Genomic DNA, 25,783 nt, shown 5'->3' with positions numbered 1-25,783 from the left:
GTCACGGGTGACGGTCTTGGCCAGGTCACAGAAGCTGATCCGGGTACGGTATGCCCGGACGGCACACCGCCGGACCACACAACGGTGCGGTCGGGACCGACGGAGAGGGCTGGTAGGTAGCTATGGAAGAGCCGCGTCGCCTCGGCGGCCGGTACGAGCTGAGCCACGTGCTCGGCCGTGGTGGCATGGCAGAGGTCTACCTCGCGCATGACATCCGGCTCGGCCGTACTGTGGCGGTGAAGACGCTGCGAGCAGACCTCGCACGCGACCCGTCGTTCCAGGCCCGGTTCCGCCGGGAGGCCCAGTCCGCCGCCTCGCTCAACCATCCCGCGATCGTCGCCGTCTACGACACGGGTGAGGACTACATCGACAACACCTCCATCCCGTACATCGTGATGGAGTACGTCGACGGATCCACACTGCGCGAGTTGCTGCACTCGGGCCGCAGGCTGCTGCCCGAGCGGTCCATGGAGATGACCATCGGCATCCTCCAGGCCCTCGAGTACTCCCACCGAGCCGGCATCGTCCACCGCGACATCAAGCCCGCCAACGTCATGCTGACGCGCAACGGCCAGGTCAAGGTCATGGACTTCGGCATCGCCCGCGCGATGGGTGACGTCGGTATGACCATGACGCAGACGGCCGCCGTCATCGGCACGGCTCAATACCTCTCGCCGGAGCAGGCGAAGGGTGAGCAGGTCGACGCCCGCTCGGACCTCTACTCCGCCGGCTGCCTGCTCTACGAGCTGCTGACGGTGCGCCCGCCCTTCGTGGGCGACTCCCCGGTGGCCGTCGCGTACCAGCACGTCCGCGAGGAGCCCCAGCCCCCGTCGGTCTTCGACCCCGAGATCACGCCCGAGATGGACGCGATCGTGCTGAAGGCCCTCGTCAAGGACCCGGACTACCGGTACCAGTCCGCCGACGAGATGCGCGCCGACATCGAGGCCTGCCTCGACGGCCAGCCCGTCGCGGCCACCGCCGCCATGGGCTCGGTCGGCTACGGCGGCTACGGCGACGACCAGGCGACCACGGCCATGCGCTCCTCGGACGCCCAGCCCACGTCGATGCTGCCGCCGATGAACCCGGACGACGGCGGCTACGGCTACGACGACCGCCCCGACCGTCGCCGTCAGAAGAAGAACAACACCTCGACGATCCTCTTGGTCGTCGCGGCCGTCCTGGTGCTGATCGGCGCGATCCTGATCGGCAAGTGGGCGTTCGGAGGCAACGGCCCGGGCAACAAGCCGTTCGCCGCGCCGAACTTCGTCGGGCTGAGCCTGAGCGACGCCAAAAAAGTGGTGGTCAACGGAAACCTGGAGCTCGGGACGGTCTCCAAGAAGCCCTGCGAGGATCAGAAGAGCGGCAACATCTGTTCCCAGGACCCGGAGGCCGGCGCAAGCGTCAACAAGGGCGACAAGGTCAATCTGGTCGTGTCGACCGGTGCGCCGAAGGTGGTCGTTCCGAACGTCACAGGCAAGCAGCTGGACAAGGCCAAGCAGACCCTCGAGGGCGACAAGTACGAGTTCGAAGTCAAGACGAAGTACGAGGAATCCGCGGAGACGGAGAACAAGGTTCTGAGCCAGGACCCGGAGCTCGGTGCCGAGGTGCAGAAGGGGTCGACCATCACCCTGACGGTCGCCAAGGCGAAGAAGCAGTCCACCGTCCCGGACGTCTCCGGCAAGACCTGCGACGACGCCAAGGCGCAGATGACCGCCAACAACCTCGTCGGCGAGTGCACCGAGGTGGAAACCGACGACCAGAACCTGGTCGGCAAGGTCATTCAGACGACCCCGGCGGCCAACAGTCCGGCGGACCCCGGCTCCAAGGTGACGATCCAGATCGGCAAGGCCAAGCAGCAGCAGTCGAACGTGCCGAGCGTCGTCGGCCAGACCGTGAAGCAGGCGAAGCAGACCCTGCAGCAGGCGGGCTTCAACGTCCAGTTCGCCCCCGGCAGCGATCAGAGCGACAACGCGCTCGTGGCCAGCCAGGACCCCGCCGGCAACAGCCAGGTCGAGAGCCCGGACAACACGACGGTCACGCTCACGACGGTCAGCATCGGGGGCAACAACAACGGCGGCAACAACAACGGTGGCGGCTTCTTCGGCGGCAACAACGGATAGGCCTCACCAAGGACCGCTGTCGGACGACCGACGGAAAGGGCCCCGGCACTCAGCTGAGTGCCGGGGCCCTTTCCGTCCACCTGATCGAAGTGGCTGACCTGATCGCGCCGGTTGACTTGCCGGTAGTGGCTGACTTGCTCGAAGCAGGTCCGCCGTGTCAGCTCAGCTCAGTTCCTTCGGAGGCGTCCGGTCCTCGTCCACCTTGTCCACCCGCTCCAGTTCGCCCCACACGACGTAGCGGTAGCGGGAGGTGTACACGGGCGTGCAGGTAGTCAGGGTGATGTAGTGACCGGGCTTGTTCTTGCCGGACTGCTTCGGGACCGTCTGGAGGACCTTGACGTTGTACTTCGAGGTCTCCGGGAGGATGCCGAAGACCTTGTAGACGTACCACTTGTCCTTGGTCTCGAAGACGATCGCGTCGCCCTTGCCGATCTTGTCTATGTTGTGGAACTTGGCGCCGTGGCCGTCCCGGTGGGCGGCGAGCGTGAAGTTGCCGTTCTTGCCGGTCGTCGGCAGGGACGACTTGACGGGGTCCGTGTAGTAGCCGGCGACGCCGTCGTTGAGGACCTTCGTCGACGTGCCCTTCTCGACCAGGACCTCGCCGTTCTTCATCGCCGGAACGTGCAGGAAGCCGATGCCGTCCTTGGTGTCCAGGGCGCCCGGACCACCCCGGCCCTGCGCCCAGTTGTCGCGGACCTTGTCGCCCTGCTTGTGCGCCTCGCGGTCGGCCACGACGTTCGTCCACCACAGCGAGTAGACGACGAACAGACCGAGCACCAGCCCCACGGTGATGAGGAGTTCGCCGAAGACGCTGACCGTCATCGCGAACCATCCGATGCGCCGGCGCTCCGCGGGCGCGTCAACGGCGGCTGCGGATCCGGCTTGCGATTCGGCGCGCTCGTCGTGGTCGGTCCTCGCTGCCACTGTTCATCTGCCCCGTCTGGTCTGTCTCAGGTTGTCTCACGTGCCCATGACGCGTACACGCTGCGCGCGCGTGCGTCGGCGCCCGTCCTCAGCCGATCAGCGCGTCCGGTTTGCCCTTGCTGCGCGGCCGGTCCTCGACCATCTTGCCCCAGACGATCATCCGGTACTTACTGGTGAACTCCGGTGTGCAGGTGGTCAGTGTGATGTAGCGGCCGGGCCCGGTGAAAGTCGAACCCTTGGGGATCGGGTCGATGACGCTCGTGTTGCTCGGACTCGTCACCGGCAGGATCGACGCCATCTTGTAGACGTAGTAGTCGTCCTGCGTCTCGACCACGATCTCGTCGCCCGGCTTGAGCCGGTTGATGTAGCGGAACGGTTCACCGTGGGTGTTGCGGTGCCCGGCGAGCGCGAAGTTGCCCGTCTTGGCGTCCGGCATCGCCGTCTTGAGGTCGCCCTCGCCGTAATGGCCGACCATTCCGCGGTCGAGCACCTTCGTCTTGCTGATGCCTTCCGCGATGGGCGCGACCACGTCCAGCTTGGGAATGTGCAGGATGGCGAAGCCCTGGCCGGGCGAGAACGTCCCCGGACTCCGCTTGCCGTTCGCCCAGTCCTGCTGAAGGTGGTCCGCGGCGCTGCCCGCCTGCTGATGCGCCCGCACGTTCGACCACCAGAGTTGGTAGGTCACGAACAGCAGCATCAGCACGCCGGTGGTGATGAACACCTCGCCGACCATCCGGCTCACGAGGACGCCCGCGCTCGGCTTCCGCGCCCGCGCCGCACGTCGGGCTCCCATCCGGCTCAGAGGGGCCTCAGCGGCCCCCTGAGTCGCCTCCTGGGGCTCGTGGGACTCCTGCGCCACCCCGTGCCGTCCGTGGCGCCTGGCCGCCTTACGACGGGCCGCGCGGCCTTCGGACGCGGGCGCGGCCCCGCTCCGCTCCGCTGTCCGGGGCGGTTCCTGGAGGCGGAACGTCATCGTCTCGTCGTCCAGCGGCAGGCGCGCGGCGACCTGCTCGGTCCGGGGAGCGGCGACCGGTCCGGCGTACGGGGCGGCCGGCGACGCCTGGTACGGGCCGGCCACGGGCTCCTCGTACGGCGTGGAGTACGTCCTCTCGTACATCTCCGCGTACGACGGTGACGGCGATGTCGCGGAAGGCATGGCCGCCGTCTGGGCCTGCACCCGGGCCGCCTGAGCCTGAGCGGCGGCCTGCGCTTGAGCGGCCTGAACTTGGGCCGCCTGAGCCTGAGCGGCCTGTGCCTGGGCCGCCTGAAAAGCCTGTGCCTGGGCTTGGGCGGCCTGAGCTTGGGCGGCCTGGGCCGCGTACCAGTCGGGTCCGTACCCTTCGGCGCCGTACCCCTGCTGCTGTACGCCCTGTCCCTGACCCGGCAGCGGATCCGTCAAAGGGTCCACGAGCCCCCCGACCGCCGCCTCGAAGGCGCCCCCGCCCGCGTAGGCCTGGGCACCCGCGCCCTCGAACGCCCCGGCGCCCCCGTAAGCGGCCTCGCCGCCATAGGGGGAGCTGTCGCGCTCGGGGCGCAGCGCGGTCACGCCGTGGCCCTGCCCACCACCGGGGCGAGCCCCGCCGACCTCGCCACGGCCACCTTGTCTCCGCACTCGAGCAGCCAGTTGGCGAGCATCCGGTGACCGTGCTCGGTCAGCACCGACTCGGGATGGAACTGCACTCCTTCAACGGGCAGTTCGCGGTGTCTGAGGCCCATGACGATCCCGTCGTGCGTACGGGCCGTGACCTCCAGCTCGGCAGGGACCGTCTCCGGCTCGGCAGCCAGCGAGTGGTAGCGGGTCGCTGTGAAGGGCGACGGCAGACCGGCGAAAACGCCCTTGCCCTGGTGCTCCACGAGCGAGGTCTTTCCGTGCAGCAGCTCGGGCGCGCGGTCGACCACGCCGCCGTACGCCACCTGCATCGACTGCATCCCGAGGCAGACACCGAAGACGGGAACCCCGGTCGCGGCGCAGTGCCGGACCATGTCGATGCAGACCCCGGCCTGTTCGGGAGCGCCGGGCCCCGGGGACAGGAGCACACCGTCGAAGCCGTCCTGGGCATGCGCGGTCGACACCTCGTCGTTGCGCAGCACCTCGCATTCGGCGCCCAACTGGTAGAGGTACTGGACCAGGTTGAAAACGAAGCTGTCGTAGTTGTCCACAACGAGGATGCGCGTGCTCACTGGTTGTCCACCGTCACATCGTTGAAGGGCAGCAGCGGTTCGGCCCAGGGAAAGATGTACTGGAAGAGCACGTAGACCACTGCCAGGACGAGCACGAGCGAGACCAGCGCCCTCACCCATACGCTCCCCGGCAGATGCCGCCAGATCCAGCCGTACATGCCGTCCCTTCCGTCGCCGTACGCCAACAGACTAACGGCGCAGAGCCGCCGGTTTCCCTGCCTCCACAGGCTGCGTGGAGTCAAGGTGTGCCCAGACGATCAACCGGTGACTGTGGCCCCACTCCGGATCGCACGTGGTCAGCGTGAGATAGCGCCCCGGACGCGTATACCCGGACTTACGTGGCAGAGGGTCGATCACCTCAATGTCGGAGGGCACCGTTTTGTAGGGGCCTTTGTCGATCCGATAGGTGAACCAGGTCGTCCCGTCCGTCAGCACCACCGCGTCACCGCGGCGAAGCTCGGGAAAGTCCTTGAAGGGATCGCCGTACGTACGCCGGTGACCGGCGACCGAGAAGTTGCCCTCCTGGCCGAGCTGGGCGGTGCCCCGGTAGTGGCCGAGCCCCTTCTTCAGCACCTGCGTGGCGGTGCCTTCGAGCACGGGCTTGTTCCACGTGAAACCAAGCCGGGGGATGTACATGACCGCGAACGGTCCGCCGTACTTGTAGGGGCCCGGCGGCTTCGGGCCCTCGGTTGCCGTGGCGCCGGCGCCACCCGGGGCGCCCGAGGAGCCCGCGGTGCCGGAGGGGGCCGCGGATCCCGAGGAGTCCGGCGGTGCCGTCGACTCCTGGGCCGCCGCTCCCTTCGACCACTGCTTCTCGAGCACATCGATCTGGTGGTCCATGGCGCTGTCGGCCTTCACACCGGTCCAGAACAGCACGTAGATCACGAAGAGCACGATCAGGGTGCCGGCGGTGATGCACAGCTCACTGATCGTCCTGACGACCACTCGCACCGACACAAGGTCCCCCCGGCGGCAGCTCGCTCCACAGGCTTCGCCCGCTGCCCCGCGAAGTCAGGCGCTCACTCCACGGGCTTCGCGTAGTGGAGATCCACTGTGCCCGAGTAGCCGGGAAGAGTCACCGTCCCGTCCTCCTCGACTTTCCAGCCGAGCCCGTAGACGTTGACGTAGACCATGTAGTTCTGGATGGCCGGAGAGGCGGCGAGCGCCTTCTGGAGCTTCTGCGGGTCACCGATAGCGGTGATCTTGTACGGAGGCGAGTAGACGCGGCCCTGGAGAATCAGGGTGTTGCCGACACAGCGCACCGCACTGGTGGAGATCAGCCGCTGGTCCATCACCTTGATGCCCTGGGCGCCGCCCTGCCACAGGGCGTTCACCACCGCCTGAAGGTCCTGCTGGTGGATGACGAGGTAGTCGGGCTGCGGCTCGGGGTAGCCGGGAAGCTTCGCCGTCGCGTTCGGCGGGGCGTCATTGAGCGTGACGGTGACGGCCTTGCCCTTGAGCTTCTGGGTGCCCGCGTTCTTCTCCAGCGCCGCGAGCTTGGCGTCCTCGGCCTCGCTGCTGCCGTCCTCGCGACCGGCGAGGGTGTCCACGTCGTCGCGCAGGGTGCCGTTGGACTCGTCCAGCGTCGCGTTCTTGTGGCTCCGCTCCTGAATCAGGTCGGAGAGCTTCAGCATGGACGCATCCGTACGGATGTTCGTACCCTTGGCCGTATCGAAGCTCATGAAGAAGATGAGGCCGGCGAGGGCGAAGACGGCGGCCGTCAGTACACGTACGGGCCGGAAACGGCGCGTATCGCCAGGACTGGAATCCGTCCTGGGGGAGTCGGCAGAATTGCTCAACGTACCCTTATCTCCTTCGGCGCCGCGGAAGCACTACGCTAACGGACGCCCGGGGGAGCACTCAGTGTCCCCTTGTACGCTGCCCCGGAGCCCGCCCCAGTTCCCTGCGCGGCCACGCAGCGCATCGACAGGAGAGACCCTCGTGCCGAAGTCACGTATCCGCAAGAAGGCCGACTACACGCCGCCCCCGGCGAAGCAGGCGACCAACCTCAAGCTGACCAGCAACACCTGGGTCGCCCCGGTCATGCTGGCCATGTTCCTCATCGGTCTCGCCTGGATCGTTGTCTTCTACGTGACGGACGGCTCCCTGCCGATCGACGCGCTCGACAACTGGAACATCGTGGTCGGATTCGGCTTCATCGCGGCCGGATTCGGCGTCTCCACGCAGTGGAAGTGACCGCCTTCGCTCACTCGGGAACGGCCTGGCCGGCAGCTCTGCCCACGGTTTTCCCCTGAGTTATCCACAGCAGTTGTCCACAGGTGGAAAAGAAAGACGATCTGTGGATAACTCATCCGCGGTTGACGCCGGTGTGACTGATCTAACCGGCATCCGCAAACCTGTTCGCCCCCTGTCCGACCTGGGGAAACTCGGGTCAGTGACAGGGGGCACAGCTGTTCCCGCGCCAGGTGCACAAGATCCGCCACGGTCTGTGGACAACATCACTTCTCAGGTGAGCCCACGGCGTCCTCAGGTGAGCTGAGCGGTCCTGATCAGCGTCGCGCCGACCACCGCGACCAGCATCAGCGCGCAGACCCCGTACTGGACGAGGTTCCGCCGCTCGCGCGGTGCGTGAACCATCGCGTAGCCGACCACCACACCGGCGACCAGACCACCGATGTGCGCCTGCCAGGCGATGTTGCTCCACCCGAAGGTGAAGATCAGGTTGATCACCAGCAGGGCGATGACCGGGCGCATGTCGTAGTTGAGCCGGCGCATCAGCACCGCGGTGGCACCGAACAAACCGAAGATCGCGCCGGAGGCGCCGAGCGACGGCTGGTTGGGGGCGGCGACGAGGTAGGTGAGCGCGCTGCCGGCGAGGCCCGAGATGAAGTACAGGGCGATGAAGCGAGCGCGGCCGAGGGCCGCCTCCAGGGGACCGCCGACCCACCACAGGCTGAGCATGTTGAAGATGATGTGCACGGGGCTGTTGTGCAGGAACATCGACGTCAGCATCCGGTACCACTGGCCTTCGGCCACGCCCTGGATGTCACCGGAGAGCCAGGCACGGCCGAAGAGGGTGAAGCGGTCGGTGAAGGCGTCGCCCACCGAGACCTGGACGAGGTAGAGGGCCAGGTTGAGGCCGATCAGCACCTTGGTGACGAGCCGGGGGTCCGAGGCGACCGTGCCGCCCGCGAGGGTCCGGGGCTGGGTGGCCGCCGGGGCATGGCCGGTGCCGGAGCCGCCGCGGACGCAGTCGGGGCACTGGAAGCCGACGGAGGCGCTGACCATGCACTCGGGGCAGATCGGCCGGTCGCAGCGGGTGCAGCGGACACCGGTCTCACGGTCCGGGTGCCGGTAGCAACCGGGCAGGTTCCGGGCGTCCTGCGGTCCCTGATCACGCGGGCCCTGCGGGCTGCCGGGCGGCTGGTCCATGGGGTCCCCCTCAATCTCCGTACGGCGGCTCGCACGCCCTCACACCGGGTCCGGGTGCGCAAGGCACCGCCCCGTCCATCCTTACGGATGAACGGGGCGTTTGGTTCCCTGCGGGACCCTTCGGTCTCCTTCTGGCTCACGGCCGGGAGAACCCGGCGCGGGCTCAGCTTTCGCGGGTCTCGACCACGACGGACTCGATGACGACGTCATTGACCGGGCGGTCGGTGCGCGGGTTGGTCTGGGCGCCGGCGATGGCGTCCACGACCTTCTGGCTGGCCTTGTCCGTGACCTCACCGAAGATGGTGTGCTTACGGGTCAGCCAGGCCGTCGGGGAGACGGTGATGAAGAACTGCGAGCCGTTGGTGGCCGGGCCGGCGTTGGCCATGGCCAGCAGGTAGGACTTGTTGAAGGCGAGATCCGGGTGGAACTCGTCCTCGAACTGGTAGCCGGGGCCGCCGGTGCCGTTGCCCAGCGGGTCACCGCCCTGAATCATGAAACCGCTGATCACCCGGTGGAAGACCGTGCCGTCGTACAGCTTGTCCGTGGACTTCACACCCGTCTCCGGGTTGACCCACTCACGCTCACCCTTGGCGAGCTCGACGAAGTTCCGGACCGTCTTGGGCGCGTGGTTCGGCAGGAGCCGGATTTCGATGTCGCCTTGGTTGGTCTTCAGGGTGGCGTAAAGCTGCTCGGCCACGATCTGCCTTCCGTTGCCTTCTCTTGACTCTCCGATCCTCGCACGGACCGGCCTGCTCAGCCCCCGACCGCCACCTCCGCACGAACATGCGGACATCGCCTTTCGAGAAAACCGGTCGAGTCGCTCCGGGACGGGGGCGAGCGGAGGCGATCCGTGGCATTGTCGACGACAAGCTCCCGTTGCCCCGTATTAATCCGCTATCTCACTTGATCGACACCTGACCGGCTCCGTCTCGGGAGTCCCCGGGAGTCGGCACCCGTGACACGGATGCCCGCTCTCACATGCCCCGGACCAATCGGGCGGGCATGATCCCCATAGGGGTGGAAAGGTGAACTCTGTGTCTTTGGGGGTACCTGAAACCCCCGACGTACGCCACCGAGGAGGAGGAAACCCGTGACCCGCATCGACAGCGTGCGCGCCGCGACCGGCTCGGCGAAGGACAGCGTGCTGCACGCCGCGGAAGTGGTGGCGCCTTACGCCGACACGGCCAAGGACAGGGCCTCGTACTACGCGAGCGAAGCACGCGTACGGCTCGCGCCGAAGGTGTCGCAGGCCGCCGAACAGGCCCGCGTCCAGTACGACGCCCATCTCGCGCCGCGCCTTGAGCAGGCCCGTACCCATGTGCCGCCGAAGGTCGACCAGGTCGCCCAGGAGGCGGCCGTCCGCACCCGTAAGGCGGCTCGTCAGGCAGCCGACTATTCCAAGCCGAGGATCGAGCAGGCGGTGGCCGCGGCCCAGCCCGTTCGGGAGGAAGCCACGGCACGCGGCGTGGCCGCCATCGCCGCACTGCGCGGCCAGGTCTCACCGCAGGAGATCCAGAAGCTGCTCCGCAAGCACGAACGGCGGGCGAGGGCCGGCCGTCTCGTGAAGGGGCTGGCCGTGCTGGGGATTCTGGCGGGCGGTGCTTTCGCCGCCTGGAAGTGGTGGGACAAGCAGGCCAACCCCGACTGGCTCGTCGAACCGCCGGCCGCGACCGAGGTGCCCGAGAACGGGCGTCTCACGTCGGTCGACGGCAGCGGCCAGTCCGCCCTGGACCCCGAGGTCCAGGCCAAGGAGGCCGAGGAAGAGGCGGCGGAGCGCGACGACCGCCGCTGAACCCGACCCAACATCGCCGCGGGGCAGGAGACTTGACGGTCTCCTGCCCCGCGGCGATGTTGCACGTGGAACGGCGGAGCGGCGGGTCGAGAACGCCCCGGGGCGGATTTACCCGCACGGCTCACGATGACGTTTGCAACGGTCCTGGTGTGCAGCATCCGTGGAGATGTTGTTGACGGAATGCGCCGAACCGGTTACTCGGCAGCCTGCGCGGCAGCTCACACAAGGGCCCCGGCCGCCCTCTCGGTCCGCCGGCGCCACTCCCGCCGCCCGCACAGCGGAGCCACAGGCCTCGCTCCGGCCATCCGTTTGCGCAAAGGACTGCAACGCCTGCAAAGCCACGCCCTGTGACACACGTCACCGATGGCCCGCGCGCCGGCCCCCACCCGGTCCGGGAACCGTCTCACGGCAGGCCCGCGCCCGGACGAAAAGGGGACATACAAAAACCGGCCAGCCGCCCTTGTCGGGCGTCTGACCGGTTCGAGATGTGGAGCCTAGGGGAGTCGAACCCCTGACATCTGCCATGCAAAGACAGCGCTCTACCAACTGAGCTAAGGCCCCGTAAGAGGAGCGTCCGACCACAGGATCCATCTGTCGACGGGCGCCGCAGACCAGAGTACCGGGTCACCCCCGGGATCTCGCAAAAAGATGGGGCTCCCCGTGGACGACCACTCTCCGTAAGATGCTCGACGTGGTTCGCTGTCGCGAACCGCGGTACTTGGGGAAGCGATGGGGAGACGCAATGGACGCCGCACAGCAGGAAGCAACCGCAAGAGCCCGGGAGCTGCAGCGGAACTGGTACGGGGAGCCGTTGGGGGCGCTCTTCCGTAGGCTCATAGAGGACCTGGGTCTGAACCAGGCGCGTCTTGCCGGGGTGCTGGGCCTGTCCGCACCCATGTTGTCGCAGCTGATGAGCGGTCAGCGTGCCAAGATCGGCAACCCCGCGGTGGTCCAGCGCGTACAGCTCCTGCAGGACCTGGCGGGACAGGTCGCCGACGGGAGCGTCAGCGCCGCCGAGGCGACCGAGCGGATGGACGAGATCAAGAAGTCCCAGGGGGGATCGGTGCTCAGCAACACCACGCAGTCCACGAGCAGTTCGGGAGCCCCGACGGTCAAGCGGGTGGTCCGCGAGATCCAGTCGCTGCTGCGCTCGGTGGCAGCCGCCGGAGACATCATCGACGCGGCGGACACCCTCGCCCCGACCCACCCGGAACTGGCAGAGTTCCTCCGGGTCTACGGCGCCGGCCGTACCTCCGACGCGGTCGCGCACTACCAGTCCCACCAGAGCTGAGCCGACCGCCCGGCCGCCGACCGCCCGGCGCTGGAGGCCCGTGAAACCTTCCAGCCGCCACATGTCAGGCAGCCGGGCGCCTCGGAAGAGGTCTCCGGACCGACCGCCGAAGGGGAGCGACGCACGACCATGGGTGAGGTCTTCGCAGGCCGGTACGAACTGGTCGACCCGATCGGGCGCGGGGGAGTCGGTGCGGTGTGGCGCGCCTGGGACCACCGGCGGCGCCGCTATGTGGCCGCCAAGGTGCTGCAGCAGAGCGACGCGCACGCGCTGCTGCGATTCGTGCGGGAGCAGGCGCTGCGGATCGACCATCCGCATGTACTGGCTCCCGCCAGCTGGGCCGCCGACGACGACAAGGTCCTGTTCACCATGGACCTGGTCGCCGGGGGCTCCCTGGTCCACCTGGTCAACGACTACGGCCCACTGCCTCCCTCCTTCGTCTGCACGCTGATCGACCAGCTCCTCGCGGGCCTTGCCGCCGTGCACGCGGAGGGGGTCGTGCATCGCGACATCAAACCCGCCAACGTGCTCCTCGAAGCGACCGGCACGGCGCGGCCACGGTTGCGCGTGTCCGACTTCGGCATCGCGATGCGGCTCGGCGAACCGCGGCTCACCGAGACCAACTACGTGGTGGGAACGCCGGGTTACTTCGCGCCCGAGCAGATGCTGGGCTCCGAACCCGACTTCCCCGCCGATCTGTTCGCCGCGGGTCTGGTCGCCCTGTACCTCCTGGAAGGCGCCAAGCCCGATGCCAAGGCGCTGATCGAATACTTCGCCGAGCACGGCACGCCGTCCGCCCCGCGGGGCATACCCGAGCCTCTGTGGCAGGTCGTGGCGATGCTTCTCCAACCGGATCCGCACGCTCGCTTCCGCACCGCCACAGGGGCGCGCAAGGCCCTTGCCGCAGCCGTCGAGCTGCTCCCCGAGCCCGGCCCCGACGACGAACTGATCGAGGTCTTCGACCAACTCGGGCCGCTGCCCGAGGGGTTCGGTCCGGATGGCCCCCTGGAGCCGGGGACCGCTTCGGGAGTCAGCGCACGGACTCTGTCCTCTCGCGGACATCGGGACACCACGGCCGCTCACCCCGGACTCGACTCGGACAACACTCCCTCGTGGCCCGACACCGACACCGGCTCCGGCACCCTCGCGGACACGGACTCCGACTCCCCACGTGATTCCGCTCCGCGCGGCGGCACGGGCAACGGCATAGTCAGCGCAATCGACACGCACACCGGCACGGGCATCGGCGCCGATACCAGCGCTGGCGCCGATGTCGACCCAAGCTCCAGCTCCGGCTCCGGCTCCGGCTCCGGCTCCGGCTCCGGCGTTGGCTTCCGCCCGGGCGTCGGCTCGGACCTTGACTCCGGCCCACGTTCCGGCCCGGACCACGACCCAGACTCCCAGCCCCACTCAGGCCCAAGCGCCGGCTCCGGCCCAAGCGCCGCCCCCGACCCCCGCTCCTTTCCTGCCTCGGCCTCCGTGCCCACTCCGGACGAGGCATCCGGCTCTGAACGTGGCTCGCGAGCGCAGGGGTCCGTCCCGGGGCACGTCCGGCCGACTCCCAGTGCCGAGGGGGTGTATCCGGACCTCGGTACCAGGGACGTACTCCCGGAATCCCGTCCCCGCGACGGCAAGCAGAGCTCCGTCCAGGGCGCCCTGGACCCGTGGCCCGCTCAGGACGGCGTACGGTCTCAGCCCTCCTCCGAGGACGCGCACGTTCATCCTGACCGCGAGGGCGGGCGACTCCCCGTCGGCGACGGCGTCCAGGCTCGGCCCGCCTCCGAGGACGCGCGGTCTCTTGCCGCCCCCGGCGACACACCTCCGGACCTCGCCGACGGGACCACTCCCCAGACGTCCTCGATGTCGGACACCGGCAGCTTCCATCTGCCGCCGCCGCAGCCCGCCGCCTTCACCGGCTCCCGGCGGGAGGAGCAGGTCGAGTTTCCAGCCCACCAGTTCCAGTACCCACCGAAGCAACAGCCCCAGCAGGCGTGGCAGGAGACGCAGACGCCCACTCCCCCCACCTCGGTCCCGCTCCCCCTGCCGACGTCGGCTCAGCTCTACCCTCCGCCGTTCGACCCGACCCCGACGCCTACGTCCCCGACCACACCCACTCCTACGCAAGTGCCCTCCCCCTATCGGCCCCCGGCCCCGTCCGCCGCGATGCAGCAGCACGCGTACGCCTCTACTGCTTCATACACCGCTCGGTCCCTCCAGGTTCCGCCTCGGACGGGGGCAGTTTCGGGGCGCCACGGAAGGCGCGCGCGGCCACGCCCGGGGCCGCCCGCCAAGGTCGCGGTGCCGATGCTGTTGCTCGCGCTGGCCTGCTTCGCGGTGGGGTTCTGGGCACTGACCCAGGTCTGATCCGGACACTGACCCAAGCCTGCGAGGCAACGCGAGCGGTTCCGGGCGGGACCGCCACCGCAGCCCACGGGAGAAGCCTCGGCCCAAGAAAGGCTCTGCCTCACCCGCCCCGCGATCAGGGCGAGGAGCTACCAGCCCCGTGGCGCCCCGTGCTCCCAAGGCGCCGGCGCCGGTGTGGGCAACTGCGCCGAAGCGGTATCCGCGTCTTCCGGTGCGGTCTCGAGGGTCCGCACCGCCCGGCGGCGCGCGGCCACGGTCCACATCCCCAGCGTCAGCATCAGCAGGCTTCCCGTGCCGATGCCGCCCGCGGCGACCAGTTTCATGGTGCCGCTCCGGCCGTCGTCGCCGCTGCCACCGGCGCCGGTACCGGCCGTGCCACCCGCCGTGCGGTCATCGGTCGCGTCCTCGGAGTCCCCCGCCGGAACGTCGAACACGTCTCGGGGCTTCGCCGCCCCGGCGTAAGCGGGTCCCGTCCGCGCCGCTCCGGCCACGCGCACCCGCAGCGTCAGCCCGAAGGGCCCCTCGCCGAAGCGGTCTGCGACCTGCGCGGCGAGATGGACCACGAGGTAGTAGGAACCCGCGAACCGCATCCCGCTCACATGGTCGTTGAGGGCGAAGCGGTTCTCGTAGGTGACGGGAGGAAGGGGATCGAGCGCGGCGGAGCGCTGGCTGCCGTCGTATCCGGAGCCGACGTCGTCGACGAAGCCGCGCACGGGGTTGTAGAGGGACATGGTGAGGGCGGTGCCCACATAGCCGTCGCCACGGCCCGAACTGCCCAGGTCCGCGGTGGCGGAGAACTGCTGCCCCCAGTCGACCGGCACCTTGTAGAAGCGGGTCTGACCCGGGCTGATCTCGTCGTCCCAGACTCCTTGCCTCAGTGAGCGGGCCCTGCTGAACCCGGCGCCGCCGCTGCGGTGCTTCGAGACCCCGGCTAGGGCGTCGGGCGACGCGGAGTTCCAGATTTCCGGGGCACTCGTCGAAGCGGGCGCCTTCTTCAGACCGGGCTCCGAGACATAGCTGAGCTCCAGGTCCCAGGCTTGGGACGAGGAAGGCGCCGTGGCGGCCGAGTCCGTGGTCCTCGACGTCCCCGCCGCTCCGGACCGTTCGACGACCACGTAGTACGTTCCCGCCGTCCGGCAGGTGTACCGCTTGCCGCCCGTTTCGCGGGACGCCCAGGCGGCGATGGGGTGCGGGCTCTGGGTGGCGCCGAAGTGGGCGGTGCCCGAGGAGGAACAGTTGCGGCCGTTGCCATCCTGCAGGGAGACCTTGAGGCCGTCCGAGTAGGAGACCGTCGCGCCGGACCGGGGGACGGCGGTGGCGGCGACGTACGCGCTGGAGGCGGCGTCGAGTTCGAGACGGTAGTAGAGCTTGCCGTCCCTTCCCGCGGGCCCGATGGAGCTCTTGTACGCGTGGCCCGGCTCGAGTCGCACGGAGTAGGTCGTGTCCGCGGTGCCTTTGACGGTGGTGGCGTCCTCCGCGAAGGAGTACGGCCCGGGCGTACCGTCGGTGGCCGTCCTCGCGTCCTCGGCCGTGGTCCGCGCGACGGCGGGCTCGGAAGCGGCGGCCGGACCCGCGGGCGCGAGGTTCACGCACAGCGCGGCCGCTGCCGCCGTGGCCGTGAGCATCCGGCCGTGCCACGAACTCGCACACCGGCCCTGGGCACGCCTGCCCTCCGTGCGCCGCCCCATCACGCGCCACCCCTCGTCGTAGCCCCCTGGCGCGGACCATCCTGCCCCGTCGGCCACCGCGGCACCCGAGCTATCAGTGGGAGCGGCCGAAAGGCAGTGGCCGCAAGCCGTCATTCATGCCTGTGCAACCGATTCGCTTGCCTTCGTGAAGCGAAGGGGCTCCGGGAAACACAAAACCCCGACCGCGAGGCGGCCGGGGTCTGCTCCGAGACTGTTGTCGGTACTCACGAACCCGTGGGCACGGAGTCAGTCGCCTCCGTCCACAGATCCTGCTCGGCGCGATCCGCCTGGATCTGGCGGTACACGAGGAGCCCGCCGATGGCGGCCAGTGCGACCAGGAGAAGCTTCTTCACCGCGCGACCTCGTCTTTCGTTGACGTTAGGGGACCTCTGGCGCCCGACTATACACACCGACCGATATCGATCGGTGACCTGGATCGGCCCTCAACTGCGGCTCCGCACACAGCAGTAGAACCGGATACGGCCACACCGATCTCAGCGTGATCACACATCACAGAAAGTGACTTTCATGGGCATCTACGGACTTTTCCGGTCTCTTGCGGCCATCCGGGTGGTGTTCATCTGAACATCAACGCGCCACGGGCGTTGGTCCACCACTTCGCGGCCTGCATACACATCATGAGGAAAGTACGCAAATCGCCCGACCCGAAAGTGAGGGGCCGTGACCCAGAACAAGGTCATGAAGCTGTGGACCGCCGTCATCACCGCCTTCCTGGCGCTGTGCACGACGCTCGGACTCATCACGACCACCGCGGCCGCCGCCGTACCGCAGGCCGGCTCGGCCCGCAACACCGAGACTTCCGTGACGGCCCCGGCGATGGCCCCCTCGGCCTGGTCCTACAGTCGGGCCCTGCCCCCCACGATGAAGCAACGCATCCGCGCCGAGGCACACGGCTCCTCGCCCAGCTGCCGCCACCGCGCACCGGTGGACGACGCGACGACGGAACCCGCCCTCGGCGATCCGGAAGGCCTGGTCGGCCCCAATGCCTGCTCCGAGCCCGAGACCCTCGCAGCGCCCGACACGGAGCTTCTGACGCCCCTCACGGCCGTAGCGCCGCTCCAGCGCTGAGACGCGCGGGGAGCACCGCACGAGGAGTCCAAGTCGGTACAGGCCTGGCGGTGAATACGGAACACCGTCCCCGGCCCAGTACGGGTGACTGGCACAGAACACCGGCCTTGGCCGAGTTCGGACGACCGGCACGGGACACCGTCCCTGGCCGAGCACGAGTGGCCGGCACGGAACACCGTCCCCGGCAGGGCAGCGGGACAACTCCCCGGCACAGCGCGCGAACGGAAAGCACGGGGAACCTTCCCTGGCGCCTTTTCGAACCTCGCGCCCCCTCGCGTCCCCTCCTCGCACACGCACCCCTTCACGTGGCCCTTCGCTAGACCACCCTCAACCCCTCACTGACACCCTGACGTAGCGGCGAACTTGCGTACAAAGCACCCAGGGCAAAGGCCCGGCGACTCGGACGAGTCGCCGGGCCTTCGACGTTGCACCGCTGTGAACCGCCCTCTGTGAGCCTTCCGGCGCGCCACGCCTCGCGTACCGGCTCCTTCGGCAGAACGCCCGCCAGGGGCGGTGGAGGCGGGCGTCACGAGCGCCCGCGGGCACGGGCCTCGGCGCCTTCACCGACTCCGATGCCCGAACGCCCGCCCACCCGCACCATCCCGAGCCGGCGCCCAGGGAGCACGATCCCCGCGAGCAGGACCCGCCACCTGACGGACCCGTCCGGCTTCTCGCGTTCACGTCCGACTTCCCATGCTCAAAGGGATCGTCCTCGTGGCGGTGGCTTCCGTCCGACCGTTCATGGGCGGCCAAGGCACCCGCACCCTCGTGACGGACTCCGCACGGGAGACGCAAAGACCCCCGACCGAATCCGGTCGGGGGTCTTCATACTGTGGGGCTAACAGGATTTGAACCTGTGGCCTCATCCTTATCAGGGATGCGCTCTAACCAACTGAGCTATAGCCCCGCCGCGCTTTGCGGTGTGTGTCCCGCGCGCTGACCTCTGAAGATTAGCGCACGACGCGGCCAGTCCCAAAATCGATAGTCAGAGGGCGTTTGAGCGGGCGCTCACTCGTCCTCGGCGAGCGTCAGCTCGACGCCGCCGACGAAGCCGGCGGAGAGGTTGTAGATGAACGCTCCGAGCGTCGCCAGAGCGGTCGCGAGGACCACGTCGATGACCGCGATGACCGACGTGAACATCAGGACGTGCGGGAGCGAGAGGAACGACTGGAGGTCGAAACCGTTCGACTCGTTCGAGCCCGTCGCCTCGGAGATCGTGCCACCGACAGTGGAGAAGACGCCCATCGCGTCCATGACCATCCACAGCACCGCGGCCGCCACGATCGTGCAGATGCCGAGCGCGATGGAGAGCAGGAAGCTGACCTTCATCACCGACCACGGATCGGCCTTGGCCACCCGCAGCCGCGCCTTGCGCGTACGCGGCGTCGTCCGCGCACCGGTGCGCGGACGGCGGACCGCGCCCGACGGCGCCTGCGCCGGATACGCCTGCGGCGGGTGGTACGGCTGCGCGGGCTGCTGTCCCGGCCGCTCGCCGGGCAGCGGCGACGCCGGCACCGCCGGGCCCGCCGACGGCGCGCTCGGCGCCACGGGAGCCCCGACCGGGGCCGCCTGCCCGCCCGCGTACTGCTGGGCCTGCTGGCCTCGGGTGTCCGTCACAGTTCCCCCCTGGGATCCATGAGAATCATGGGAGTCAGTCGCATCCATGGCGGTGCCACGGCCGCCGTCCGTTTCCGTACCGGTCGATCCGGCGCCCGTGGCTCCGCTCACGATGACTCACTCCTCGCGCTACTCGGCCGAGGACGGCTCGCCCTCTTCCGTACCGACGGCCTCGATGCCTTCGGCGATCTCGTCCACGGCGTCAATGCCGTCGACTTCCTCCGCCTCACGACCGGCCTCGGCATTACGAGCGATGCCGACCACGGCATCGCGCTTGCCCAGGTTGATCAGTTGGACGCCCATGGTGTCACGGCCCGTCTCCCTGACCTCGTTGACTCGCGTACGAATCACACCACCGGACAGTGTGATGGCGAGGATTTCGTCGGTCTCCTCGACCACCAGCGCGCCGACGAGAGACCCGCGGTCCTCGACGATCTTGGCGGCCTTGATACCGAGGCCGCCGCGACCCTGGACGCGGTACTCGTCGACGGCGGTCCGCTTCGCGTACCCACCGTCTGTGGCAGTGAACACGAACGTACCGGGTCGAACAACATTCATCGAGAGAAGCTCATCGCTCTCGCGGAAGCTCATGCCCTTGACGCCCGAGGTCGCACGGCCCATCGGTCGCAAAGCATCATCTGTCGCGGTGAACCTGATCGACTGGGCCTTCTTGCTGATCAGGAGTAGATCATCCTCGGCGGAAACGAGTTCGGCTCCGATCAGTTCGTCGTCGGAACCGTCCTCCGTCTCACGGAGATTGATCGCGATGACGCCGCCGGAACGGGGCGAATCGTAATCCTTGAGAGGTGTCTTCTTGACCAGCCCGCCCTTGGTGGCCAGCACTAGATAGGGCGCCGCCTCGTAGTCGCGGATCGCGAGGATCTCGGCGATCGCCTCGTCCGGCTGGAAGGCCAGCAGGTTGGCGACGTGCTGGCCACGCGCGTCACGGCCGGCGTCCGGGAGCTCGTACGCCTTGGCGCGGTAGACGCGGCCCTTGTTGGTGAAGAACAGCAGCCAGTGGTGCGTCGTCGACACGAAGAAGTGGTCGACGATGTCGTCCTGCTTCAGTTTCGTGCCGCGTACGCCCTTGCCGCCCCGCTTCTGCGAGCGGTAGTCCTCCGTCTTGGTGCGCTTGATGTAGCCGCCGCGCGTGATGGTGACGACGATGTCCTCTTCGGCGATCAGGTCCTCGATGGACATGTCACCGTCGAAGGGCACCAGCTTGGAGCGGCGGTCGTCGCCGAACTTCTCGACGATCGCGGCGAGCTCCTCGCTGATGATGCCGCGCTGACGCACCGGCGAGGCGAGGATCTCGTTGTACTCACGGATCTTGGCCTGGAGCTCGTCGTGCTCCTGGATGATCTTCTGACGCTCCAGGGCGGCCAGTCGGCGCAGCTGCATCTCGAGGATCGCGTTGGCCTGGATCTCGTCGATCTCCAGGAGGCCCATCAGGCCCTCTCGCGCGATCTCCACGGTGTCGCTGCGCCGGATGAGCGCGATGACCTCGTCGATGGCGTCCAGGGCCTTCAGGAGGCCACGCAGGATGTGCGCGCGCTCCTCGGCCTTGCGCAGCCGGAACTTCGTACGGCGGACGATGACCTCGATCTGGTGCGTCACCCAGTGGCGGATGAACGCGTCCAGGGAGAGGGTGCGCGGCACGCCGTCGACGAGCGCCAGCATGTTCGCGCCGAAGTTCGTCTGGAGATCGGTGTGCTTGTAGAGGTTGTTCAGGACGACCTTGGCGACCGCGTCCCTCTTGAGCACGATCACGAGCCGCTGGCCGGTACGGGAGCTGGTCTCGTCCCGGACGTCCGCGATGCCGCCGACCTTGCCGTCCTTGACCAGGTCGGCGATCTTCTGGGCGAGGTTGTCGGGGTTGGTCTGGTAGGGGAGTTCGGTGACCACCAGGCACTGGCGGTTCTGGATCTCCTCGACGTCGACGACCGCGCGCATCGTGATGGAGCCACGGCCCGTGCGGTACGCCTCCTCGATGCCCTTGCGGCCCACCACCAGGGCGCCACTCGGGAAGTCGGGGCCCTTGATGCGCTCGATCAGGGCGTCCAGAAGCTCCTCGTGGGAGGCCTCGGGGTTCTCCAGGTACCACTGGGCGCCGGCCGCGACCTCGCGCAGGTTGTGCGGCGGGATGTTGGTGGCCATACCGACCGCGATGCCCGCCGAGCCGTTGATCAGCAGGTTCGGGAAGCGGGCCGGCAGGACCGTCGGCTCCTGGTTGCGGCCGTCGTAGTTGTCCGTGAAATCGACGGTGTCCTCGTCGATGTCGCGGACCATCTCCATGGACAGCGGCTTCAGCTTGCACTCGGTGTACCGCATGGCGGCGGCCGGGTCGTTGCCGGGAGAGCCGAAGTTGCCGTTGGAGTCCACCAGCGGCATCCGCATCGACCACGGCTGCGCGAGGCGGACCAGGGCGTCGTAGATCGAGGAGTCGCCGTGCGGGTGGTAGGTGCCCATGACGTCGCCGACGACGCGGGCGCACTTGTAGAAGCCCTTCTCGGGCCGGTAGCCGCCGTCGTACATGGCGTAGAGGACGCGGCGGTGGACGGGCTTGAGACCGTCCCGTACGTCGGGCAGCGCGCGCGACACGATGACGGACATCGCGTAGTCGAGGTACGAGCGCTGCATCTCGGTCTCGAGCCCGACGGGCTCGATGCGCAGCGTGATCTCGCCCTCTTCGGGAACGATCGGAGTGTTGTCGTCGGCCATTGCTGGTGAAGATCCTTTCTGACGCGGTCAGCTGAGACCGACTCAGATGTCGAGGAAGCGGACGTCCTTGGCGTTGCGCTGGATGAACGCGCGGCGGGCCTCGACGTCCTCGCCCATGAGGACCGAGAAGAGGTCGTCGGCCTGGGCGGCGTCGTCGAGGGTGACCTGGCCGAGGACGCGGTGCTCCTGGTCCATGGTCGTGATGCGCAGTTCCTCGGCGTTCATCTCACCGAGACCCTTGAAGCGCTGGATGGAGTCCTCACGGACGCGCTTGCCCGCCTGGCGGCCCAGCTCGATCAGGGCGTCGCGCTCGCGGTCCGAGTACGCGTACTCGAAGTCGTCCCGGCCCCACTTGATCTTGTAGAGCGGCGGGCGGGAGAGGAACACGTGCCCGGCCTCGACCAGCGGCCGCATGAAGCGGAACAGGAAGGTCAGCAGCAGGGTGTTGATGTGCTGGCCGTCGACGTCGGCGTCCGCCATCAGGATGATCTTGTGATAGCGGAGCTTCGCGATGTCGAAGTCCTCGTGGACTCCGGTGCCGAAGGCGGAGATCAGTGCCTGGATCTCCTGGTTCTGCAGGATCTTGTCGATCCGCGCCTTCTCGACGTTGAGGATCTTTCCCCGGATCGGGAGGATCGCCTGGTACTGCGGGTTGCGGCCGGACTTGGCCGAGCCACCGGCGGAGTCACCCTCGACGATGAAGATCTCGCACTTGATGGGGTCGTTCGACTGGCAATCGGAGAGCTTGCCCGGCAGGGACGCCGACTCCAGAAGGCCCTTGCGGCGGGTGAGGTCACGCGCCTTGCGGGCCGCCACGCGCGCGGTAGCCGCCTGGATGGACTTGCGGATGATGTCCGCGGCCTCGTTCGGGTTGCGGTCCAGCCAGTCGTTGAGGTGCTCGTAGACCGCCTTCTGGACGAAGGTCTTCGCCTCCGTGTTGCCCAGCTTGGTCTTGGTCTGGCCCTCGAACTGAGGCTCGCTCAGCTTGACCGAGATGATCGCGGTCAGACCCTCGCGGATGTCGTCACCCGTGAGGTTGTCGTCCTTCTCGCGAAGCAGCTTCTTGTCGCGCGCGTACTTGTTGATGAGCGAGGTCAGCGCCGCACGGAAGCCCTCCTCGTGCGTGCCGCCCTCGTGGGTGTGGATGATGTTGGCGAAGGAGTACACGCCTTCGCTGTAGCCGCTGTTCCACTGCATCGCGACCTCGAGGGACAGGCTCTTGTCCTTGTCCTCGGCTTCGAGGTCGATGACGGTGGGGTGCACCGCCTCTCCCTTGCGGGAGTTGAGGTACTTCACGAAGTCGACGATGCCGCCTTCGTAGTGGTACGTGACGGTCTTGACCTCGTCCTTCTCGTCGGCGCCCGCCTCGTCCGCCCCGGCGGTGGCCTTCGCCGAATCGCGCTCATCAGTGAGTTTGATCGTCAAACCCTTGTTGAGGAACGCCATCTCCTGGAAGCGCCGCGAGAGCGTCTCGAAGGAGTACTCCGTGGTCTCGAAGATGTCGGCGTCAGCCCAGAAAGTGACCGTCGTGCCCGTCTCCTCCGTGGCCTCGTGCTTGACCAGCGGGGCCGTCGGGACACCCATCTTGTAGTCCTGCGTGTGACGGTGGCCGTCCGTCTTGACCTCGACGGAGACCCTGCTCGACAGGGCGTTCACGACGGAGACGCCGACGCCGTGCAGACCACCGGAGACCGCGTAGCCGCCGCCACCGAACTTGCCGCCCGCGTGCAGCACGGTCAGCACGACCTCGAGGGCCGGCTTGCCCTCGGAGGCGACGATGCCCACCGGGATGCCGCGCCCGTTGTCGACGACGCGGACACCGCCGTCCGGGAGGATCGTGATCTCGATCGTGTCCGCGTGGCCGGCCAGCGCCTCGTCGACCGAGTTGTCCACCACCTCGTACACAAGGTGGTGGAGTCCACGCTCACCGGTCGAACCGATGTACATGCCGGGTCGCTTGCGGACCGCGTCCAGACCCTCGAGGACGGTGATGGCACTGGCGTCGTACGAGGCTGTGACCTCGCCGTTTGCGCCGACGTCGGTGGACAGGATGTTCTCGTTGGGGTTGCCGGAATCGGCCACGAAGCGCCCTTTCTGGCACAGCACAAGCCAAACTCCCGGCGGGTGGCCGGAGCGGCTGCGGCGTGTTGCGTTGGTAAGCCTTGGTCAGCGTTGCTCGGTGCGTCCCACAAGTGGGGCGGGATTAGCTTCCAGTCTACCGGTAGCGCCGACAGTGATGGGGGTTTGCCGGTACCTGAGTCCGCATGTGCCGCCCTGAACAGGTCTCGCCCGACTCCCCATATGCGGACCCGGCCCCAAAGAGGCTTACAGCGGCACTCAGCGCTTCCGGGTGTCAACCCTTGGCTACTGACGAGTCAGGTCGATGTTCGCAACCGTGAGCGGTTGCTCGCGGTGGTCGACCGGAGTCCGACGCAAAGGGCCCTGCCGGACGACCGCAGCGGACTCGGGTCAGGACGGAATCGGCCTCTGACCTGGGGCGATCGACGGATTGCCACATCAGCGAGCAGGGGCGGCCGGTGTGGCCGGAGGGTCATGGGCGTCCGCGCCGCGGACGCGAGAGAACAGCGAGTCACCCACGAACGGGGCGGCGCAGGACTCGAAGGCACTGCGAACAGTCGTCGCCTCGCCCGTACGTCGGCGGCGCTCACCGCGATCGTCGGCGCGATGCGACCCGATGCGGCAGCGAGCGACTGCCCGAACATGTTCACCATCGGCCCGATCGGCGGCCGGGCGCGGTAATGATCACCGGGATCGACGGCCGGCACGCGGGTGGGTACGCCGCCCGGCCCGTCGTATGCCGGTCACCCGTAGGTGTCGCCGGGACCCGTGCTGCCCGGAGCGCGCAGGGGCCCGAAGCGGCGTGGGGGGCCCGCGGGGCCCTGGACCTTGAGCAGGCGCACTGTGCCGTGGCCGAGATCCTGGTTCAGCCGCGCGACCAGCTGAGGGGCCAGCAGGCGCAGCTGGGTCGCCCAGGCGGTCGAGTCGCACTGCACCGTCAGCACCCGCTCGGCCGGGTCGTCGTCGTAGCGCAGCGGAACGCAGTGCTTGGCCAGATCGTCCCCGACGATCTGCGGCCAGCGGCCCATCACGCCCCCCACCGCGGCCGGGGTCTCCCAGCCGCGCTCGGTGAGCAGCCGGTTGATGGCGGCGCCGAGCGCCATGGGGTCACGGCGGTCGGCACCCGAGCCGGAGCGCAGGCCGCCGCCACGCCGTGCCTGCTTCTTCTGCTGGGCCGCGTCCCCACGCGCGCGTGCCTGCTCCTTGGCGGCGCGCAGCGCCACGCGCGCGAGGTCGACGCCTGAGGGCTCGGGGGTCTTCTTCCCGGATGCGGCGCCGGACGCGTCCTCGGCACCGGGCCCCGATGTGTTCTCCGTCATACGCGCTCCACCGTGCCTTCGGAAACGGCGTACCGCGTCCCGGTCAGAACCGCCGGTACGTCGTCGTCCACGGCGGCCGTCACGAGCACCTGCTCACCGGGCGCGACGAGCTCCGCGAGGCGCTCCCGCCTGCGGCTGTCGAGTTCCGCGAAGACGTCGTCGAGGACCAGCACCGGCTCGTTGCCCTCGGCCCTGAGCAGGTCGTACGAGGCCAGGCGCAGAGCCAGCGCGTACGACCAGGACTCGCCGTGGGAGGCGTATCCCTTGGCGGGCAGCTGACCGAGTCTGAGGACCAGATCGTCCCTATGGGGTCCTACGAGGGTGACGCCGCGCTCGATCTCCGGCTTGCGGGCCTCTTCCAGTGCGGTCATCAGCTGTGCGTAGAGCTCCTCGCGCGCGTGGCCCGTGATGCCGGGCGAGGACGCCTTGTACTCCAGGGTGATGGGTCCGCCGCCGGGTGCCAGCTGCTCGTAGGCCTTGTCGGCCAGCGGCTGGATCGCGGCGACCAGTCCGAGCCGCTGGGCCAGCAGTTCGGCGCCCACGCGCGCGAGGTGCTGGTCCCACACGTCGAGTGTGGACAGGTCCATGGTTCGGCCGCCGTGCCGGCGGGCCAGGGCGGCCGACTTCAGGAGCGTGTTGCGCTGCTTGAGGACCCGGTCGTAGTCGGAGCGGACGCCCGCCATGCGCGGGGAGCGGGCGGTGATCATCTCGTCGAGGAACCGGCGCCGCTCTCCGGGGTCACCCTTGATCAGGGCGAGGTCCTCGGGCGCGAACAGGACGGTTCGTACGATGCCGAGGACGTCACGGGGCCTGACCTGCGACGACCTGTTGATACGGGCACGGTTGGCCTTGCCGGGGTTCAGCTCCAGCTCGATGAGCTGCTGGCGCTCTCCCTGACGGACATTGGCCCGGATGATCGCGCGGTCCGCACCCATGCGGACGAGCGGCGCGTCGGAGGAGACGCGGTGGCTGCCGAGGGTGGCGAGATAGCCGACGGCCTCGACCAGGTTCGTCTTGCCCTGTCCATTGGGGCCCACGAACGCGGTGACGCCCGGGTCGAGCGGGACCTCGACCTGGGCGTACGAGCGGTAGTCGGCCAGCGACAGATGCGTGACGTGCATGGTCGTTCGCCGACCTCCCCCAGCGTGGTGTTTCAGGTTCTCCCCGGGGTCCGGGTGGGCCCCGGTCCTCAGGTTTTTCCCCGG

General features: G+C 68.4%; 21 protein-coding genes and 2 tRNA genes. 6 read left to right on the top strand and 17 right to left on the bottom strand.

What is annotated here, in order from left to right:
- Positions 1–122 precede the first annotated feature (122 nt).
- Positions 123–2,120, top strand: coding sequence for a Stk1 family PASTA domain-containing Ser/Thr kinase (gene pknB / locus ACWD68_RS20415; RefSeq protein WP_451807821.1), 1,998 nt, complete (start codon positions 123–125; stop codon positions 2,118–2,120).
- A 162-nt stretch (positions 2,121–2,282) separates the two neighbouring features.
- On the opposite strand, the gene ACWD68_RS20410 is transcribed toward pknB, so the two are convergent.
- From ACWD68_RS20410 to ACWD68_RS20385, 6 genes are all read right to left on the bottom strand, one after another.
- Complete coding sequence (locus ACWD68_RS20410; protein ID WP_451807820.1) at positions 2,283–3,044, bottom strand: class E sortase; 762 nt, start codon at positions 3,042–3,044, stop codon at positions 2,283–2,285.
- An 88-nt stretch (positions 3,045–3,132) separates the two neighbouring features.
- Positions 3,133–4,590 carry a class E sortase gene (locus tag ACWD68_RS20405; protein WP_451807819.1) on the bottom strand — a complete coding sequence of 486 codons (1,458 nt, stop codon included), beginning with the start codon at positions 4,588–4,590 and terminating at the stop codon, positions 3,133–3,135.
- A complete protein-coding gene (locus ACWD68_RS20400) occupies positions 4,587–5,225 on the bottom strand; it encodes an aminodeoxychorismate/anthranilate synthase component II (RefSeq protein WP_266760638.1) in 639 nt (212 codons plus the stop codon). Before ACWD68_RS20400 ends, ACWD68_RS20405 begins: the two co-directional genes overlap by 4 nt.
- A complete protein-coding gene (locus ACWD68_RS20395) occupies positions 5,222–5,383 on the bottom strand; it encodes a hypothetical protein (protein WP_451807818.1) in 162 nt (53 codons plus the stop codon). Before ACWD68_RS20395 ends, ACWD68_RS20400 begins: the two co-directional genes overlap by 4 nt.
- A gap of 31 nt (positions 5,384–5,414) precedes the next feature.
- The gene (locus tag ACWD68_RS20390; RefSeq protein ID WP_451807817.1) at positions 5,415–6,176 is read right to left on the bottom strand and encodes a class E sortase; all 762 of its coding nucleotides are present in this window, start codon (positions 6,174–6,176) and stop codon (positions 5,415–5,417) included.
- 68 nt (positions 6,177–6,244) lie between these two features.
- Positions 6,245–7,024 (bottom strand): DUF881 domain-containing protein, encoded by a 780-nt coding sequence (locus ACWD68_RS20385; RefSeq protein ID WP_451807816.1) that lies wholly within the window; start codon positions 7,022–7,024, stop codon positions 6,245–6,247.
- Positions 7,025–7,166: 142 nt separating this feature from the next.
- Here ACWD68_RS20385 and crgA point away from each other — a divergent pair, with 142 nt between their 5' ends.
- Positions 7,167–7,421, top strand: coding sequence for a cell division protein CrgA (gene crgA, locus ACWD68_RS20380; RefSeq protein WP_451807815.1), 255 nt, complete (start codon positions 7,167–7,169; stop codon positions 7,419–7,421).
- Positions 7,422–7,712: 291 nt separating this feature from the next.
- On the opposite strand, the gene ACWD68_RS20375 is transcribed toward crgA, so the two are convergent.
- Together ACWD68_RS20375 and ACWD68_RS20370 are read right to left on the bottom strand one after the other, a co-directional pair.
- The gene (locus ACWD68_RS20375) at positions 7,713–8,618 is read right to left on the bottom strand and encodes a rhomboid family intramembrane serine protease (protein ID WP_451807814.1); all 906 of its coding nucleotides are present in this window, start codon (positions 8,616–8,618) and stop codon (positions 7,713–7,715) included.
- Between the two features lie 163 nt (positions 8,619–8,781).
- Complete coding sequence (locus tag ACWD68_RS20370; protein WP_451807813.1) at positions 8,782–9,315, bottom strand: peptidylprolyl isomerase; 534 nt, start codon at positions 9,313–9,315, stop codon at positions 8,782–8,784.
- Positions 9,316–9,708: 393 nt separating this feature from the next.
- Here ACWD68_RS20370 and ACWD68_RS20365 point away from each other — a divergent pair, with 393 nt between their 5' ends.
- Positions 9,709–10,410 (top strand): DUF5324 family protein, encoded by a 702-nt coding sequence (locus ACWD68_RS20365; protein WP_451807812.1) that lies wholly within the window; start codon positions 9,709–9,711, stop codon positions 10,408–10,410.
- Between the two features lie 488 nt (positions 10,411–10,898).
- Here ACWD68_RS20365 and ACWD68_RS20360 read toward each other — a convergent pair.
- A tRNA-Ala gene (locus ACWD68_RS20360) sits at positions 10,899–10,971 on the bottom strand.
- A 181-nt stretch (positions 10,972–11,152) separates the two neighbouring features.
- Between ACWD68_RS20360 and ACWD68_RS20355 the strand changes: the two genes are divergently transcribed.
- Positions 11,153–11,701 (top strand): helix-turn-helix domain-containing protein, encoded by a 549-nt coding sequence (locus ACWD68_RS20355; RefSeq protein WP_028799374.1) that lies wholly within the window; start codon positions 11,153–11,155, stop codon positions 11,699–11,701.
- A 129-nt stretch (positions 11,702–11,830) separates the two neighbouring features.
- A complete protein-coding gene (locus ACWD68_RS20350) occupies positions 11,831–14,065 on the top strand; it encodes a protein kinase domain-containing protein (protein ID WP_451807811.1) in 2,235 nt (744 codons plus the stop codon).
- 128 nt (positions 14,066–14,193) lie between these two features.
- On the opposite strand, the gene ACWD68_RS20345 is transcribed toward ACWD68_RS20350, so the two are convergent.
- Positions 14,194–15,753: a hypothetical protein gene (locus ACWD68_RS20345; protein ID WP_451807810.1), complete on the bottom strand. Its 1,560-nt coding sequence runs from the start codon at positions 15,751–15,753 to the stop codon at positions 14,194–14,196.
- 224 nt (positions 15,754–15,977) lie between these two features.
- Complete coding sequence (locus ACWD68_RS20340; RefSeq protein WP_003999697.1) at positions 15,978–16,106, bottom strand: DLW-39 family protein; 129 nt, start codon at positions 16,104–16,106, stop codon at positions 15,978–15,980.
- Positions 16,107–16,434: 328 nt separating this feature from the next.
- On the opposite strand from ACWD68_RS20340, the gene ACWD68_RS20335 reads away from it, so the two are divergent.
- The gene (locus ACWD68_RS20335) at positions 16,435–16,842 is read left to right on the top strand and encodes a DUF6344 domain-containing protein (protein ID WP_451807809.1); all 408 of its coding nucleotides are present in this window, start codon (positions 16,435–16,437) and stop codon (positions 16,840–16,842) included.
- 833 nt (positions 16,843–17,675) lie between these two features.
- Here the strand turns inward: ACWD68_RS20335 and ACWD68_RS20330 are convergent.
- The 6 genes from ACWD68_RS20330 to recF form a co-directional block, all read right to left on the bottom strand.
- Positions 17,676–17,749 (bottom strand) — tRNA-Ile (locus tag ACWD68_RS20330).
- A 101-nt stretch (positions 17,750–17,850) separates the two neighbouring features.
- Positions 17,851–18,570, bottom strand: coding sequence for a DUF3566 domain-containing protein (locus ACWD68_RS20325; RefSeq protein ID WP_451807808.1), 720 nt, complete (start codon positions 18,568–18,570; stop codon positions 17,851–17,853).
- A gap of 18 nt (positions 18,571–18,588) precedes the next feature.
- The gene (gene gyrA, locus ACWD68_RS20320) at positions 18,589–21,180 is read right to left on the bottom strand and encodes a DNA gyrase subunit A (RefSeq protein ID WP_451807807.1); all 2,592 of its coding nucleotides are present in this window, start codon (positions 21,178–21,180) and stop codon (positions 18,589–18,591) included.
- 42 nt (positions 21,181–21,222) lie between these two features.
- The gene (gene gyrB / locus ACWD68_RS20315) at positions 21,223–23,286 is read right to left on the bottom strand and encodes a DNA topoisomerase (ATP-hydrolyzing) subunit B (RefSeq protein ID WP_451807806.1); all 2,064 of its coding nucleotides are present in this window, start codon (positions 23,284–23,286) and stop codon (positions 21,223–21,225) included.
- Between the two features lie 716 nt (positions 23,287–24,002).
- Positions 24,003–24,578, bottom strand: coding sequence for a DUF721 domain-containing protein (locus ACWD68_RS20310; RefSeq protein ID WP_451807805.1), 576 nt, complete (start codon positions 24,576–24,578; stop codon positions 24,003–24,005).
- On the bottom strand, positions 24,575–25,699 hold the full coding sequence (recF, locus tag ACWD68_RS20305; protein WP_451807804.1) for a DNA replication/repair protein RecF: 1,125 nt from the start codon (positions 25,697–25,699) through the stop codon (positions 24,575–24,577). The genes ACWD68_RS20310 and recF overlap by 4 nt, the downstream gene beginning before the upstream one ends.
- Positions 25,700–25,783: the final 84 nt, after the last annotated feature.

The sequence above is a fragment of the Streptomyces sp. NPDC005141 genome (assembly GCF_053599975.1).
This window is presented reverse-complemented; position numbering and strand designations above follow the sequence as displayed.